The organism is Gilliamella sp. GillExp13 (assembly GCF_001690815.1).
Taxonomy (GTDB): Bacteria; Pseudomonadota; Gammaproteobacteria; order Enterobacterales; family Orbaceae; genus Gilliamella; species Gilliamella bombi.
In genome coordinates this window covers 1-17,002 of the sequence record NZ_LZHJ01000132.1, presented here as the reverse complement: position 1 = coordinate 17,002, position 17,002 = coordinate 1, and the positions used below count along the sequence as shown (strand labels likewise).

Here is a 17,002-nt window from a genome sequence, read left to right as displayed (position 1 = left end):
TCGACCGTCTGATAACTTAATACCTAATAATTCCCTTATTTCAGTCACTTTAGTAACACCGCCATCAAAGGTTAAATAAGGCGCAGTACCATGAATGCGCTCAGAAGTCGTGGCCGATAATGCCTGCGATTCTAAAGAGTACGGCAATAACAACAACGGCGCTAATGCCAATGGAATTTTTAAAGATAGTTTTGTGGATAATTTCGATAATAATTCGAGAGATAATTTCGAAAATATAAATAAGTTTCGAGTAAAAACTTGTCGAATAGGATTATTTGATAAATTTAAGACATAGGTTTGCCAGTGCTTGTGCCTTGTGCCTTGTGCCTTGTGCCTAAAAGGGTACTGCATTTCGTTTCACCTGTCAAGTAATATTTTGTTTTATTTGAATTTTTATGTTTATTCGCTTATTTAATAAGCTCATTTTTCTAAAGCGATGAAAGTATAGCCGTTTAAGGAATGATTGACTAGTTTTTTGGCGGACTTTTTTGTAAAGAAATGTAAAGATGAAAACGGTTCAGCTTTAGAGATAGGTGAATTTTATAATTAAAATAGGGTATTAGCTTTAGGACTTTTTGATTTTTGCGGAATAATTAATATTGCAGATAACATCTAAAACACAAACACGCCCAACAGCTAAGTTTGGCGTACTAGCTTTACTTGGTTATCGGTATATTTTGGCGCTCTGATAAGGCAAGCATATTAATATTGTGGTGCTATAAGTGTGTTTTTTACTTTAAAACCGTTCAGGTAGACTATTGATTTTATTTAATTTTTTCAACCAAATCAAACGTTTATAGTTGACTGTGGTGTTGTTTGAGTTGTAATTTTAGTGGCTTTTGCAGTGGTTTTATCTCTTTCGAGGTAGAAAATAGTGTATATTAGGTTTAAATTGAGTATAACCATTTTTGAACCAAGAAATAATGAATATAAAAAAAACGCTCGCTATTTGTGGTTACAGTGGTAGTGGTAAAACTACCTTGTTGGCGAAGGTTATTCCGCTACTTGTTGAGCAAGGCTTTAAGGTGGCGACTTTAAAGCATACGCATCACGATGTTGAATTGGATATTCCAGGAAAAGATAGCTATAAATTGCGTAAAGCTGGATCATTACAAACAATTGTAGCTTGTGATAACCGTTACGCTTTAATTTGTGAAACACCCAATAAACCTGCCGATTTGCAGACTTTAATTAATCAATTTTCTGATGTTGATATTATTTTAGTTGAGGGCTTTAAAGATGAGCAAATTCCTAAAATTATTTGTCACCGAAGTTCCGTTAAAAAACCGTTTTTTATTGATGATTTTACCTTGGCTATTGCTAGTGATGAGCCGTTAGATGCTTTTTTACCCATTTTGGATATAAACAACCCACTTCAACTTATTGAATTTATAAAAAGTTATTTATTTAATCAATAATATATCGTATCTTATTTGCTAATTTTTTACGTTATTTTATCTAAATCAGCATGAGGCTTTTATTCAGGAAATTTTTAAATATAACTAAAAAAGCGATAATTGGATTTATGCTATTATCTATCTTTTCGACCTTAGTAATGCGTTGGGTGAATCCACCTTTCGGTTCTATGCTAATGATAGAACGTAAGATAATGCATTGGAATACACCACAGCAACGAATCTGGAAAGATTTGGACGAAATTTCAGATAATATAAAAATTGCGGTAATCGCTTCAGAAGATCAAAATTTTTCTGTGCACTGGGGATTTGATTTTAACGCTATCCGCCTAGCGCTAAATCATAATCAAAATAGCAAAAAGATTAAAGGTGCTAGCACAATTACTCAGCAAGTCGCTAAAAATATCTTTTTATGGCCAACTCGTAGTTGGATTCGCAAAGGAATGGAGTCTTGGTTTACATTATGGATAGAACTTTTTTGGTCAAAAGAGCGTATTCTTGAGGTCTATTTAAACTGTGCAGAATGGGGAGAAGGTATTTTTGGCATTGAAGCGGCTTCTCAGTATTATTTTAATGTAAGTGCCAATCAATTAACTTCACAGCAAGCAAGTTTACTTGCGGCAGTATTACCTAATCCTAGACGCTGGAGCCCAATTAAACCAAGTGAACGAGTAAAAAAGAGAACCAAATGGATTCATGCCCAAATGAGTAATTTAGGCAACAAAAATTATCTTAAACAACTAAAGTAGCAATTTGCTTTAGATGAATTTTTTGATAAATTCAGGAACAATTTTACTTGCTGGTCCGTAAATTTTAGTTTGAAACAGACTTTCACCTAAGCTGGGCTCTAAATTAAGTTCAACCGTTTTAGCACTTGTTTGGTTAGCGATTTGTACAAAACCAGCAGCAGGATAGACATTACCTGATGTGCCAATGGATATAAAATAATCAGCTTGTGAAAGCGCATCATAAATTTGTTCCATTTGTAGCGGAATTTCACCAAACCAGACTATATGTGGGCGAATGAATTTGTTTTGTTGATAATTCACATCGTTAAAGCAATCAATTATCTGTCCTGTTTTTTCATTACGCACTTTTAATAATTCACCATGCATGTGAATAATATTTTTAGATCCAGCTTGTTCATGTAAGTTGTCCACATTTTGTGTCACAATTAAGAGGTTATCACTACCTAATTTCTGTTCTAATTCAGCCAGCGCAAAGTGGGCAGCATTAGGCTTAACATCTGGATTTTGTAATTTACGACGTAACATATTATAAAAATCATGTACCGCTGTTGGATTGCGTATATAGCCTTCGTAAGTTGCTACATCATTAACATCATAACCTTCCCATAATCCATTTTGAGCTCGAAAGGTTGATAAACCCGATTCGGCCGAAATACCGGCACCGGTTAGAATAACTATTTTTGGTATCTTCATAATTGGTATATGCTCTTTTTTCAGATTTTCGCCAAAATAAATATTAAGCAGTATTTACCTTATATAACTTAATTTCATTTTTGTGTGACGATATTCAACCATTGGCGGAATGTCGATTAACTTGATTATAATAGATTTCAATATATTCAAATAGCGCTTTATTAGTTTATTCTCGTTTGTGTCAATTGATTGCTATACAGGCTTTGTTTATGACGTGATTGGCTTACCAAAAGATGTTTATGCGGCATTATTAGTAATGTCTTGTATTAGCTTATCGAATTGAAGAACTCAATTTTGATGATTGTTAGTTATTCGCCCTGCCTATAAAGATATCGTTGAATTCGTGCTGTTTACACCTTATGAAGATCGTTAAACTAAACATTCGCCAGTATTTGCTGGCGGCATGTATAAAATTAAGTTTATTAAAAAAGCATGGTTATTTAAAGTAATAGTTTGTAGACTATGCTTCATTATCAGTTTTAGGCTGTATACTTTGTATATAATTTGAATATGAATCTTTTAAAATCTTTAGCTACTGTCAGCTCAATGACGATGGTGTCACGTGTATTAGGTTTTGTGCGTGATGCCATTATTGCACGTTTTTTCGGTGCAGGTATGACCACCGATGCATTTTTTGTTGCATTTAAACTTCCTAATTTACTTCGACGTATTTTTGCAGAAGGGGCATTTTCACAAGCGTTTGTACCAATTTTAGCTGAATATAAAAATCAACAAGGAACTGAGGCAACTCGCACATTTATTGCTTATATTGCTGGATTATTAACTTTAGTCTTGGCTTTAGTCACGCTAATTGGAGTTATCACAGCGCCTTTTATCATTATGCTAACTGCGCCTGGATTTATGCAAGAATCAACTGAAAAATTTGAACTTGCAACTACCATGCTACGCATAACCTTTCCTTATATCTTTTTTATATCGTTGGCATCACTTGTTGGAGCCATCCTTAATACATGGAATCGGTTTTCTGTCCCTGCTTTTGTTCCAACACTACTCAATGTGAGTATGATTGTATTTACCCTATTTTTAACACCTTACTTTAATCCACCAGTATTGGCACTTGCTGTATCTGTTGGTGTTGGTGGGATTTTACAATTGCTTTACCAGCTACCTTATTTAAAGAAAATTGGCATGCTAGTATTACCGCGTATTAGCTTAAAAGATAGTGGTGTTTGGCGGGTTTTAAAACAAATGGGACCAGCAATTTTAGGGGTGTCTGTAGGGCAAATCTCTTTAATTATTAATACTATTTTTGCTTCTTTTCTAGTTTCAGGCTCGGTTTCGTGGATGTATTATGCTGATCGCTTAATGGAGTTTCCCGCTGGGGTGCTTGGTGTAGCATTAGGCACCATTTTATTGCCATCATTAGCAAAAAGCTTTTCTAAAGGTGATCATAAACAATATTGTGAATTGTTAGATTGGGGATTACGCCTTTGTTTTTTATTGGCTCTACCGAGTACCATTGCATTAGGGGTTATTTCTCGCCCACTTATATCAACACTATTTGAATATGGACAATTTACCTTAAATGATACTTTAATGACCCAGCGAGCTTTAGTTGCTTATTCTATAGGTCTACTTGGATTGATTTTAATTAAAGTGCTAGCTCCAGCCTTTTATTCTCGTCAGGATATTAAAACACCGGTTAAAATTGCGATTATTACATTAATTTTAACACAGCTAATGAATCTTGCTTTTATTGGTCCATTACAACATGCAGGTCTTTCGTTATCAATTGGCTTAGCCGCTTGCTTTAATGCTGGATTATTATATTGGCAGTTGCGTAAAAAACAGCTTTATCAACCCCAACCTGGTTGGCGTTGCTTTTTGAGTAAAATCGTCATTGCGGTAATTCTAATGTCTGCGGTATTGTGGTTCGGTTCACAGTTATTACCTGACTGGTCGACTGGTTCAATGTTGATCCGTATCGGGCGATTATTTTTATTGGTTATTGTGGGCATTTTAGTCTATTTTGCATCATTGATTGCCATGGGATTTAAGATAAAACACTTTATTAAACGAATTGATTAATAATAAACATTGGATAAATATAAATTGACTTTTTGTCAAAAAGTTTCAGGTTACTATGTGTTTTAGTAAAAAATTAATAAGGATATAAGATGAAAGTCTCTTTCTTTATTCTATCTTTTAGGTAGTCTAATTTAATCTGTTATCAAGAAGATTTATCAACTTTACATATTCAGTCAGTTTAAGTATATAATAGTCGCCTTGCTGATAAAATAGTCAAATGGAGGTTGTAATGATCACCCATATTAGCCCATTAGGATCAATGGATTTACTTGCTCAGGCAGAAGTCGATATCCTGAAAAAATCTGCCAATAGCGAACTTTATAAATTATATAGAAATTGTTCGTTAGCAACACTAAATGCAGGTAGTAAAACCGATAATACAAAAGATCTGTTAGATAGATTCCAGTCTTTCGAAATTAATGTGATTAGTAAAGAGCGAGGTGTCAAGTTGGAGTTGGTTAATGCTCCAGAAAGCGCTTTTGTTGATGGTCGAATTATTCGTTCAATTCAAGCTAATTTGTTTGCAGTGTTACGCGATATCCTTTTTTTGAATAGTCAAATCAGTGCAGTTAAAGAGCTTATTTCCGATTTCAAATTTGAAAGGGATCATTCGTTTTATATTACAAACCTTGTTTTTTCTATTTTACGCAATGCCAATGCGCTCCATGTGGGTGAAGAGCCAAATTTGGTTGTCTGCTGGGGTGGACATTCGATTAACGAAAATGAATACTATTATGCCCGTCAAGTAGGTATGCAACTTGGTTTGCGTGAACTTAATATTTGTACTGGTTGTGGTCCAGGTGTTATGGAAGCACCAATGAAAGGAGCTGCCGTTGGTCATGCGCAACAGCGTTATAAAGAAAGCCGTTTTATTGGTATGACCGAACCGTCAATTATTGCAGCAGAACCGCCTAATGCATTAGTCAATGAATTGATTATTATGCCCGATATCGAAAAACGCCTTGAAGCGTTTGTGCGAATGGCTCATGGCATTATTATCTTCCCTGGTGGACCAGGCACCGCTGAGGAGTTGCTTTATATTCTGGGTATTTTATTAAACCCTGCAAATAAACACCAAACCCTACCTCTTATTCTGACTGGACCTAAAGAATGCGAAGATTATTTTGCTTCAATAGATAATTTTATTCGTAGCACATTAGGCGATGAGGCCACTAAACTTTATCAAATTATTATCGATTCACCTGAACAAGTAGCTCGTATTATGAAAGAGGGTGTTAAGCATGTTAAAGCTTCACGCTTAAAAACAGGTGATGCTTATGGGTTTAATTGGCTATTAAAAATTGATGAATCGTTACAACATACTTTCGAACCTACTCACGCTAATATGGCATCATTAAATCTTCATCGTGAGCAACCTGTCGAGCTGTTAGCCGCTGATTTGCGTCGTGCGTTTTCTGGTATTGTTGCAGGAAATGTTAAAGAATTTGGTATGAAGCAAATTGCCGAAAATGGTCGATACAAATTACAAGGTGATATTGAAATTATGCAGCAACTTGATAATTTATTGCGTAGTTTTGTTAAACAAAACCGAATGAAATTGCCAGGAGGAAGCGCTTATCAACCTTGTTATGAAATTTGTTATTAAACAATAATATTAACCCATTTAATAAAATTGAATCCAACTTTAATCCGCCGATAATCTTATTGGTGGATTAATTTTAACTATTACTATTTTATATGGTTTTTAAAAATCACCTAAAATATCTAGTGCTTCTGACACTTTTTTAACTGCAAAAATTTGCATATTTTCGGGCTTCTTCTTCGGCATATTGGCAATAGGTACAATTGCTTTTTTAAAACCATGTTTAGCCGCTTCAGAGATACGTTCTTGTCCACTTGGTACTGGTCGAATTTCGCCACCAAGACCAATTTCACCAAAAATAACGATATCTTGTGGCAACGGGCGATTGCGAAAACTTGATACAAGTGCTGCAATCAATGCCAAATCCGCACTTGTTTCGGTAACTTTTACACCACCAACAACATTAACAAAAATATCTTGATCGGCCATTTGCAATCCCCCATGCCTATGCAATACTGCAAGCAATAATGCAAGCCGATTTTGATCTAATCCTACAGTCACACGTCTTGGATTACCATACATCGAGTGATCGACTAGTGCTTGGATTTCGACCAGTAATGGGCGAGTACCTTCCCACAATACCATTACCGAACTACCTGGTAGCATTTCATCTCCACGGCTTAAAAAGATTGCTGATGGGTTGCTAACCTCTTTTAAACCTTGTTCTGTCATAGCAAATACACCCAGCTCATTTACTGCTCCAAAACGGTTTTTATGACTGCGTAGAGTTCTAAAACGAGAATCAGCATCACCATCTAATAAAATTGAGCAGTCAATACAGTGCTCAAGTACTTTTGGACCAGCAAGAGAGCCATCTTTAGTAACATGCCCCACCATGATAATGGCAATGCCTTTTGTTTTAGCAAAACGTGTTAAATAAGCCGCTGTTTCGCGTACTTGTGCAACACTACCAGGCGAAGATTGGATATCAGTAAGGTGCATCACTTGGATAGAGTCAATCACCATTAATTTAGGCTTGGACTGCTCAGCCAATAAACAGATTTGCTCAATACTGGTTTCGGACAACATATTAATATTATCCGCAGGTAAACCTAATCGATGGGCACGCATCGCAACTTGTTGGAGGGATTCCTCACCAGTAACATAAAGTGTATTCATTTGTGATGAGAGTTTACTCATGGTTTGCAGTAACAACGTACTTTTACCTGCTCCGGGATTCCCTCCTATGAGAATGGCACTCCCCGGTACGACACCACCACCAAGCACACGATCAAATTCTGAAAAACCAGTTGAAAATCTTGGCAGTGCCTCTAAACTGATCTCGGACAATTTTTGAATTTTAGCTTGCCCAATCCCGCTACCTGCATAACCCGTTAATCTGTCGTTACGTGAAGAGGTACTTGCAAGCCTAACTTCGGTAATGGTGTTCCAAGCATGGCATGAACTACATTGCCCTTGCCAACGTGGGTAATCTGCTCCACAATCATTACAAACATAAGCACGTTTCACTGCTTTTGCCAATTTAATCTCCTAACCTTCACTTAATAAACTAGTGGATAAAATACACCATAAACCTGTTAAATCTGCATAATTAATACTAATTCGTGCTTTTTCGACAACTTTAGGTTTACCATGATAAGCAACACCTAGACCAGCAATACGAATCATCATCAAATCATTGGCTCCATCACCAATTGCGACAGTTTGTTCAATGGGAATTTCCAACGATGCTGCTAGTTGTTGTAATGTCCTTGCTTTATATTTTGCATCAACAATTTGACCAGAAACTTTACCAGTTAATTTTCCATGTTTGATTTCTAATTCATTAGCATAAACGTCAACTAATTTTAACTTTTGCTTTAAATGATCCGCAAAATAGGTAAAACCGCCTGAGGCAATAGCAACATGCCAATTTTTTTTATGCAGTTCTTTTACTATATAAGTAAGCCCAGGAGTAAGTGGTAAATTATCTTTAACTTGATCTAAAATAGCTTGATGCGCCCCTTTTAAGGTTGCCACACGTTTTCGCAAACTTGTGGCAAAATCAAGTTCACCACGCATAGCTTGTTCAGTTACCGCTGCAACTTGCTGCCCTACACCATGCAATTTGGCCAGTTCATCAATACATTCAATGCCAATCGCTGTCGAATCCATGTCCATAACAAGTAACCCCGGGGAGCGTAGCGTGGGTAAATTATCGATTGGGGCAACATCAATACCTAATGCTAATGATATCGATTTAGCTTTTTTAGGTATCACCCCTGCAATACGAACAATCTGATAAGTTTTGATTTTCCATGATGAAACAATCACCATTGGCATAGCAAGTTGATCTTGGAATTTTGATAAGACTGTTTTATTTAACTTTTTACCATAAATAATCCAGCCTGTTTTACCTGCATTATAATCTAAAGGAACCACTTCACAGCCATTTAATGACAGCGGTAAACCTTGCCAATGTTGGATATTTTCAGGTAAATCATTGTAGGTGAGAGTATAAGCCATATCTGAACATCTTTATAAGATAAAACAAGCCCAAAATTTATCACAACTACTAAAGATTGTCCAAATTAGGATTGTGTGATTTTTTTAGTTTTTTATACTTAAACACATAGTTACCTGAAACTTTTTAACAAAAATAAAAGGGAAAATTATACTTTCTTTAATACTGCATAAAAGAAACCATCACCACCATTTTCAGTAGGTAAAAATTGTTTAATTTCACCTTGTAATTTGGCGCTGGTGTTTTCATGCAAAAAACGTTCAATTTGTAATTTATTTTCGTCTGGTAGAATTGAACAAGTGGCATAAACTAAAGTACCACCAGTTTTTAAATAAACCCAGATTTTAGTTAAAATAGCGTATTGTAATTCGGTCAACTGCATGATATCACTATCTCGGCGTAACCATTTTATATCGGGATGACGGCGGATAACGCCTGTTGCTGAGCAAGGCGCATCAAGTAAAATGCGATCAAATTGTTGCCCTTTACACCATCGTTCTGGGGTTAATCCATCACCAACTTTAACTTCGGCATGTAAGTTTAATCGAGTTAAATTTTCGTGAATGCGCTTCACTCGGCTAGGCTCAATGTCCACCGCTAAAACTTGTGCTTTTGGAGCAACTTCTAAAATATGTGTGGTTTTACCACCAGGTGCTGCGCACATATCCAAAATGAGCTCGCCATTTTGCGGTGCTAACAAATAAGCGGCATATTGCGCAGACAGATCTTGTACCGTGACAGCACCCTCATCAAAATAGGGTAATTTATTTACATTGACAGGCGACAATAATCGCAGAGCACTAGGTAACTCTGGAAAGCTATCAGACTCAATTTGTTGTTCAGCAAGTAATTGTTGGTAATCACTTACTGAATATTGGTTAAGATTAACTCGCAACCACATTGGTGGCTTTTGATTATTAGCATGAACAATGGCTTGCCACTGCTCTGGATAGGCTTGCTTAAGGCGTGTTAATAACCAACTTGGGTGTAATGTCTGCTGGTTTTGTTGCTTGCTGTCTTGTGTAAATTGTTGTTGTAATGATGTTTGTTGGCGCAAAAACTCACGCAATACACCATTTACAACCCCTTTAAGCTGTGTTTTTTTGAGAGTATTGACCGCATTAACTGTCTCACCGACTGCTGCATGTGCTGGAATACGGGTATAAAGAATCTGGTAAATACCCAGTAACAATAGGTCATGTAAAATTCTATTTTTACCCGTTAACACTTTACTCATCAAGGTATGAATATAAAAGTTGAGTTCTGGTAATACTCGCATCACACCAAAACAGATTTCTTGTACTAACGCCTTATCTTTATCGGCTATTTTGTGGTTTAAAGTTGTCAATGTAGCGCTTAATGACTGTCCTTCTTCTAGCACATTAAAAATAGCTTGCGCACAAATAGCTCTAATATTTTGGGATGATTTTTTATTCATAATGAATAACGACCTTAATTCATTTAATTGGATTAACTTATAAAATTAACGAGCCAACCCAACCAGCAATAAATAATGGAATATTAAAATGGGTAAATGTTGGGATAACGCTATCGCGAATATGGTCATGTTGCCCATCACTATTTAGCCCAGAAGAGGTCGCTAAAATAGTATCTGATGGTGGCGATCCCGCATCACCTATCGCACCTGATGCACCAATTAAGCATACGGTGGCAATTGGTGAAAAACCGAGTTGTACACAAAGTGGTACATATACTGCGGCAATGATAGGGACTGTCGAAAATGAAGATCCAATACCTAATGTAATAACCAGACCAATTAGCATCATCACAAAAGCGGCAATCACTTTATTACCAGCAAATAATGCTGCACTGTTGTTAACTAAAGGTTTTATTTCGTGAGTCTGTTTTAACACTTCGGCAAAACCTTGCGCTGAAATCATTACAAACCCAATCATAGCCATCATTTTGATGCCGTCCGTAAAAACGCCATCAGCTTCGCCCCATTTAATCGAACCCGATACAATAAAGCAAATAAAACCAATTAAGGCACCTAAAATCATTGAACCAGTATAAAGTTGAACAGTAAAAGATAGAACAATCGCCAATAATGAAACAATAAGAGAGCGCTTATTCACATCTTTTAAAGCTTCTTGATTTGCCTCTCCACGAATAATTTTATATTCTCTAGGCTTACGATAACTAACAAAAATAGCCCATAATAGACCAGCAAACATGCCTAATGCAGGAATTGCCATTGCATGCATTACATTTACATGGCTAACATCCATTCCTGATGCGGTAATATTTTTTAATAAAATTTGATTTAAAAAGATATTCCCAAATCCTACTGGTAAAAACATATAAGGCGTAATTAATCCAAATGTCATAATACAAGCAATCATTCTTCTATCAAGCTGTAAGCGGGACATCACGTATAAAAGCGGTGGAATTAAAAGCGGAATAAAAGCAATATGAATAGGAATAACATTTTGCGATGAAATACTTACTAACCCAATAATAACAATCAAAATCCACTTGATACGTTTTTTGGCATCGCTTGATGTAAGTTGCTTAATAGCTTTATCAGCCAATAATTCGGGTAAGCCAGATTTCGATATTGCCACTGCAAACGCACCTAACATAGCATAAGAAAGCGCAATATTAGCTCCATTGCTGATCCCAGTATTAAATGCATCAATGGTTTCTTTTAACGATAAATGGCTAAATAGTCCACCAACAAATGCGCCAATTATTAAGCTAATAACGACATGAACACGGCAAAGAGATAAAATTAACATGCAAATTACCGCAACTACAACCGCATTTATTGAAGAAAACAAATCAAGTACTGTATTCATAAAATAAATTCTTATTTAAGAAGAAAACTTATTATTTTAGGCGATAGATGTTGAAAGTGCAATCGATAGTGTATACTCACTCTTTCATCTATATATAAATATATATAAAATTAAAAATGTGTTAATAAAAAATTCTAAAAATAGAACCCTTAACTAAACTGTAGGGCTATTGTGGAGAGTTGTTAATGAGAAATAATATCGACGGACATTTTTTATTGATTGGTTTAATGGCTTACCCTATTCGCCATAGCTTATCCCCTCAAATGCAAAATACCATTTATTCTAAATTAAAGGTACCTTATGTTTATTTAGCATTTGAAGTTGACCAAAAAAAACTTCCTGACGCAATTAAAGGAATACGAGCATTAGGATTACGTGGCAGTGCCGTGTCTATGCCCAACAAACAACTAGTCTGCCAATACCTTGATAAGTTAACACCTGCTGTGGAAATGAGTGGTGCGTGTAATACTATTTCAAATGATAATGGTGTTTTAACAGGCTATAACACAGATGGAATGGGCTATATGCGCATGCTCAAAGAAGCCAACATTGATGTGATAGGCAAAAAAATAACCATTCTAGGTGCTGGAGGGGCTGCAACGGCCATTGTTGTACAAGCTGCTCTTGATGGCGTAAAAGAGATCACTGTCTTTAATCAAAAGGATGAGTGCTATACAAAAATAGAAGCTATTGCGAAAAAATTAAATCAAAATACTCAATGTCATGTACGCGTTATCGATCTGGCCGATAAAGATAAGCTACGCAAAGAAATTTCAGATAGTGTTGTACTTTGTAATGCTACAGGTGTCGGAATGAAACCGTTAGAAGGAAAAAGCTTAATTACAGATCCAACAATGTTACCCCCCGATCTTGTTGTTACAGATTGTATTTATAGTCCGCGTAAAACAAAACTACTTGAAATAGCTGAGCAACAAGGTTGTAAAATATTAAATGGTATTGGCATGATGTTATGGCAAGGTGCAGCTCAAATAAAAATTTGGACAGGCGAAGATGCCCCTATTGATTATGTGAAAGAGCAAATGGGTTTTAATGATTAATAAATAATTTCTTATGCTAATGACTTCATTCTACTGTTTTATTTAATACAAAATTAAAACCAGATAAAATTATGGTCTATTAACGGAATTTTTAGCTAACAGGATACAAAATGAAAACACTTACCATCAAAAAACTTGAAATCGGTTCAGGCGCACCCAAAATTATTGTGCCAATTATCGGTAAAACTGAGGCAGAATTAATTGATGAAGTACAGTTTTTACAATCAATTGATTTTGACGTTTTAGAGTGGCGTGTTGATCACTTTATCCACGTTGATAATCTTAATACTGTAAAGTTAGTCGCTAAAAAAATAGCAGATTTACTACCAAATAAACCTATTTTATTCACTTTTAGAACCGCAAACGAAGGTGGAGCTAAGCCATGGCCATTAACATCTTATGTCCAATTGAATAAAGAAATGGCTTGTAGTGGGCTTATCGATCTGATTGATGTTGAGATGTTTATTGGTGATGACTATGTAAAAGATATTATCGATGTCGCACACAAACATCAGATATTTGTTGTGGTATCAAATCATGATTTTGAAAAAACGCCATCTAAGAGCGATATTGTCTATCGACTAAAAAAAATGCAAGAACTTGGCGCAGACATTCCCAAAATTGCAGTTATGCCCAACACCGAGGATGATGTATTAACCTTACTAGCTGCCACCACAGAAATGAACACAAAACACTCAACTACGCCGATTATTACCATGTCAATGGCTGGACTTGGAACTGTTAGTCGTATTGCTGGTTCGACATTTGGTTCAGCGATGACTTTTGGAGCGGCTAAAAATCCATCGGCACCAGGTCAATTAGATGTTAAACAATTACGATATATTTTAGATGCATTATACCAAAGTCGTAGTTAATTCAACTGAAACTATTTTATTAATCAATCAGCTAAAGAAGAAAAAACAGAGAGATCCATTTAGTTGATATCAATAAACCTTTATATTAGACTTTAATATTGTTATATAAGTTGTTTTTATCAGCTACTTACATGGACTAAAGATTGTGCAAATTTACTAACAGTCAAGCAGTAAGAAGTATATACTTCACTAAGTATTAAGTGCTTTTGCAGACTAAAAACAAAACTGCTTTAAATTTTTAATCTAAACATTTATTTCTCAGTTTGGTTAGAAAGTGCAGAGTCTAAGTTAGTTAAATGGATAATTAATAAAAACGTATGAGGTTTATTTTTTTATGTTTTCTTGGTGGACTAAAGTTTATTTTTTTCTAATCCAAATTTTGGTGAAGCTTTTTGTTAAAAGCAAGCCAATTCCTACCGATCCAATAACAGAATTAGACCTTGATACCAACAAGCCAATTTTATACGTACTTCCTTATAACTCTCAAATCGATTTGATGGTGGTTCGATCTCTTTGCTTGCAATATAGTTTACCTGATCCATTAGTTGGCATAGATATCAATAATAAAGTTATTCCTGCTTATATCTATATTGATAAAGGACCTGGTATTTTTGCATCCAATCAACAAAAAAATAAAGCGATTGAAATTTTAAGAGATTATATTTCAGCACATCAACAAAATCATGATCTTGATATTCAGATGCTACCTATTTCGGTCATGTTTGGTCGCCGCCCTGATAAAGAAGGAGAAAAGAAACTTTCACTGCAAGTACTTGGTGCACCCAATAAATTATTAAAAATAATGACATCAGGCAGAGACTGTTATACACGCTTTTCTCGTACTGTTTCGTTTAAAGATATTCATGTCGATAAACAAGATCTTTCAGTGTTAGCACATAAATTGGCTCGCGTTGCGCGTATCCATTTTGCAAAGCAAAGGATAGCTTCTGTCGGCCCCAAACTACCCATTCGCCAAGAAATGCTTAATAAATTATTAAATAATCCTGGACTGTCAGAAGCAATACAAGAAGAGGCTAAAAGCAAAAATATTGATATTGATAAAGCGAAAAAAAATGCTTTAGTAATGCTAAACGAAATTGCCGCTAATTTTTCTTATCGTATGTTAAGAATAACTGATTTTGTGCTCACTTGGGCATGGAATAGGCTCTATCAAGGTCTTAAAGTGACAAACGCAGATCCAGTTCGTGAGCTTGCGCAAAACGGGCACGAAATTGTGTATGCTCCTTGTCATCGTAGTCATATGGATTACCTTTTATTATCCTATGTGCTTTATCGACAAGGTTTAGTTCCTCCCCATATTGCTGCTGGCATTAATTTGAACTTTTGGCCAGCAGGTCCTATTTTTAGGCGATTAGGTGCATTTTTTATTCGCCGTTCATTTAGAGGAAATAAGCTTTATACTGCCGTTTTCCGTGAATATCTGGCTGAACTATTTATCCGTGGTTATTCTGTTGAGTATTTTATTGAAGGTGGACGCTCACGCACAGGTCGGTTACTCGATCCTAAAACAGGCATGTTGATGATGACAATCCAAACATTATTGCGTGGTGATTCACGACCAATTACTGTTGTTCCTGTTTATATTGGTTATGAACATGTTTTAGAAGTTGCAACTTATGCCAATGAACTCCGTGGTGCAAAAAAAGAAAAAGAGAGTTTAGGACGCACAATTAAAGCATTTTTCAAATTAAAAAAATTAGGGTTTGGCTATGTTAATTTTGGCCAACCTATACCTTTGAATCAATTTTTAAACCAACAAGTTCCTGATTGGCGAAATGAAATTGAACCAACTGGTACACAGCGCCCTAGTTGGTTAACACCAACAACCAATTTACTTGCTAAACAAATTATGGAGCATATTAACTCTTCAGCAGCAATTAATGCGATGAACTTATGCTGTTCAATATTATTGGCCGCAGACCAACGCGCACTAACCAAAGTAAGGTTACTGGAACATATCGATTATTTTTTAAAATTATTAAAAAATATTCCTTATTCAGATTTGATAACTATTCCAGATCAAACACCTGAAGAATTATTTGAACACGCCAAACAAATGGGTAAATTCATTATTACTACCGATGAAGTTGGTGAAATGGTCGGTCTTACAACTGAACAAGCAGTATTAATGACCTACTACCGAAATAATATTCAGCATTTACTGATTATTCCTGCAATCGTAGCTAGAATTGTGCTCAAATATAACCAAATATCATCTGGCGAAATATTAGAACAAGTAAGACGGTTTTTCCCTTTAATAAAATCAGAACTATTCCTTTATCATAATGATGAACAGCTAACTGTATATGTACAACAAATCATAGCAACTTATGTCAAATTGAATTTAATTAGCGACTCGACAGATAAATTGACAGTAAATTCTTTAAAAATTTCGGGATTACAATTAATCGCTTCATCTTCTAAAGATACTTTACAACGTTATGCTATTGCGTTTTCTTTATTGCAAAAAGATCCAACTATTAGCCGTGCAAAACTAGAAAAAGAAGGCCGATTAATCGCTGAACGATTATCTATCTTACACGGCATCAATGCCCCTGAGTTTTTTGACAAAGGTGTATTTTCTACACTTGTTGCATCGTTACGTGAACAAGGCTATCTAGATGATCACGGTAATGAAAACATTCCAAAAATCGAAAAAATGAACAAAATCCTTAAACCACTTATTACTACAAGGGTTATGCAGACCATTGACGAAATTAATCTATAGTCAAATAGTAAAAATTACATAATTAAAAAATTAAACAAAAATTACTTAACAGATTATAAAAATAATATCGTCACAAAAGAATTGATTGAGCAATCCAGTAATGTATTTATAAGAAGGTAGACACCTACCAGCTTAAAATTGGAGCAAGTGTAATTTTCTATATAAATTTTCCTATCACAATGAAAGTATGTAAAATTTGATAATTTATTACCTAGATTACACCATGATGTGCAATTCTTCTTAGCTCCTTAGAATAAAAATCGGCAGGGCTTTTAAACTTATGCCGTTTTCTTGGGCGTGTGTTCAATAGATATTGTATTTTCTTTATCTGTTTGTCGTCAACTAATGAAATGGCCGCTGACTTAGGTATAAACTGACGTATTAAGCCATTGGTGTTTTCATTTGTACCTCTTTGCCAGCTTTTATAAGGCTCTGCAAAGTACACGGTAGTATTTAAATAATGCTCAATAGCATGATGATAATTAAATTCGGTTCCATTATCAAAGGTGATGCTTTTAACCATTTTTT

General features: G+C 35.4%; 14 protein-coding genes. 7 read left to right on the top strand and 7 right to left on the bottom strand.

The window, feature by feature from the left end; genetic code table 11:
* Positions 1-351 (bottom strand): hypothetical protein (locus A9G37_RS09490; RefSeq protein ID WP_141671163.1); only part of this gene is annotated, 351 nt, incomplete at its 3' end.
* A gap of 572 nt (positions 352-923) precedes the next feature.
* On the opposite strand from A9G37_RS09490, the gene mobB reads away from it, so the two are divergent.
* Both mobB and mtgA read left to right on the top strand, forming a co-directional pair.
* Positions 924-1,418 (top strand): molybdopterin-guanine dinucleotide biosynthesis protein B, encoded by a 495-nt coding sequence (mobB, locus tag A9G37_RS09485; protein ID WP_065575363.1) that lies wholly within the window; start codon positions 924-926, stop codon positions 1,416-1,418.
* Between the two features lie 50 nt (positions 1,419-1,468).
* Positions 1,469-2,164 carry a monofunctional biosynthetic peptidoglycan transglycosylase gene (gene mtgA / locus A9G37_RS09480; RefSeq protein WP_034913501.1) on the top strand — a complete coding sequence of 232 codons (696 nt, stop codon included), beginning with the start codon at positions 1,469-1,471 and terminating at the stop codon, positions 2,162-2,164.
* Between the two features lie 9 nt (positions 2,165-2,173).
* Here mtgA and cobB read toward each other — a convergent pair whose 3' ends face one another.
* Positions 2,174-2,857 (bottom strand): Sir2 family NAD+-dependent deacetylase, encoded by a 684-nt coding sequence (gene cobB, locus A9G37_RS09475; RefSeq protein WP_034913504.1) that lies wholly within the window; start codon positions 2,855-2,857, stop codon positions 2,174-2,176.
* Between the two features lie 510 nt (positions 2,858-3,367).
* On the opposite strand from cobB, the gene murJ reads away from it, so the two are divergent.
* The gene (gene murJ / locus A9G37_RS09470) at positions 3,368-4,906 is read left to right on the top strand and encodes a murein biosynthesis integral membrane protein MurJ (protein ID WP_034913509.1); all 1,539 of its coding nucleotides are present in this window, start codon (positions 3,368-3,370) and stop codon (positions 4,904-4,906) included.
* 229 nt (positions 4,907-5,135) lie between these two features.
* Positions 5,136-6,512, top strand: coding sequence for a nucleotide 5'-monophosphate nucleosidase PpnN (gene ppnN, locus A9G37_RS09465; RefSeq protein WP_034913512.1), 1,377 nt, complete (start codon positions 5,136-5,138; stop codon positions 6,510-6,512).
* A 99-nt stretch (positions 6,513-6,611) separates the two neighbouring features.
* On the opposite strand, the gene radA is transcribed toward ppnN, so the two are convergent.
* The 4 genes from radA to A9G37_RS09445 all read right to left on the bottom strand — a co-directional run bounded on the left by radA (position 6,612) and on the right by A9G37_RS09445 (position 11,792).
* Positions 6,612-7,991: a DNA repair protein RadA gene (gene radA, locus A9G37_RS09460; RefSeq protein ID WP_065575362.1), complete on the bottom strand. Its 1,380-nt coding sequence runs from the start codon at positions 7,989-7,991 to the stop codon at positions 6,612-6,614.
* A 9-nt stretch (positions 7,992-8,000) separates the two neighbouring features.
* On the bottom strand, positions 8,001-8,975 hold the full coding sequence (gene serB, locus A9G37_RS09455) for a phosphoserine phosphatase (protein WP_034913517.1): 975 nt from the start codon (positions 8,973-8,975) through the stop codon (positions 8,001-8,003).
* A gap of 146 nt (positions 8,976-9,121) precedes the next feature.
* The gene (rsmB, locus tag A9G37_RS09450; RefSeq protein WP_065575361.1) at positions 9,122-10,411 is read right to left on the bottom strand and encodes a 16S rRNA (cytosine(967)-C(5))-methyltransferase RsmB; all 1,290 of its coding nucleotides are present in this window, start codon (positions 10,409-10,411) and stop codon (positions 9,122-9,124) included.
* Between the two features lie 37 nt (positions 10,412-10,448).
* On the bottom strand, positions 10,449-11,792 hold the full coding sequence (locus A9G37_RS09445; protein WP_065575360.1) for a Na+/H+ antiporter family protein: 1,344 nt from the start codon (positions 11,790-11,792) through the stop codon (positions 10,449-10,451).
* 185 nt (positions 11,793-11,977) lie between these two features.
* Here A9G37_RS09445 and A9G37_RS09440 point away from each other — a divergent pair, with 185 nt between their 5' ends.
* The 3 genes from A9G37_RS09440 (at position 11,978) to plsB (ending at position 16,474) form a co-directional block, all read left to right on the top strand.
* Positions 11,978-12,850, top strand: coding sequence for a shikimate dehydrogenase (locus A9G37_RS09440; protein WP_065575359.1), 873 nt, complete (start codon positions 11,978-11,980; stop codon positions 12,848-12,850).
* A 110-nt stretch (positions 12,851-12,960) separates the two neighbouring features.
* On the top strand, positions 12,961-13,725 hold the full coding sequence (gene aroD / locus A9G37_RS09435) for a type I 3-dehydroquinate dehydratase (RefSeq protein ID WP_034913534.1): 765 nt from the start codon (positions 12,961-12,963) through the stop codon (positions 13,723-13,725).
* A 334-nt stretch (positions 13,726-14,059) separates the two neighbouring features.
* The gene (gene plsB, locus A9G37_RS09430; protein WP_065575358.1) at positions 14,060-16,474 is read left to right on the top strand and encodes a glycerol-3-phosphate 1-O-acyltransferase PlsB; all 2,415 of its coding nucleotides are present in this window, start codon (positions 14,060-14,062) and stop codon (positions 16,472-16,474) included.
* A 211-nt stretch (positions 16,475-16,685) separates the two neighbouring features.
* On the opposite strand, the gene A9G37_RS09425 is transcribed toward plsB, so the two are convergent.
* Positions 16,686-17,002 (bottom strand): IS30 family transposase (locus tag A9G37_RS09425; protein WP_141671162.1); only part of this gene is annotated, 317 nt, incomplete at its 5' end.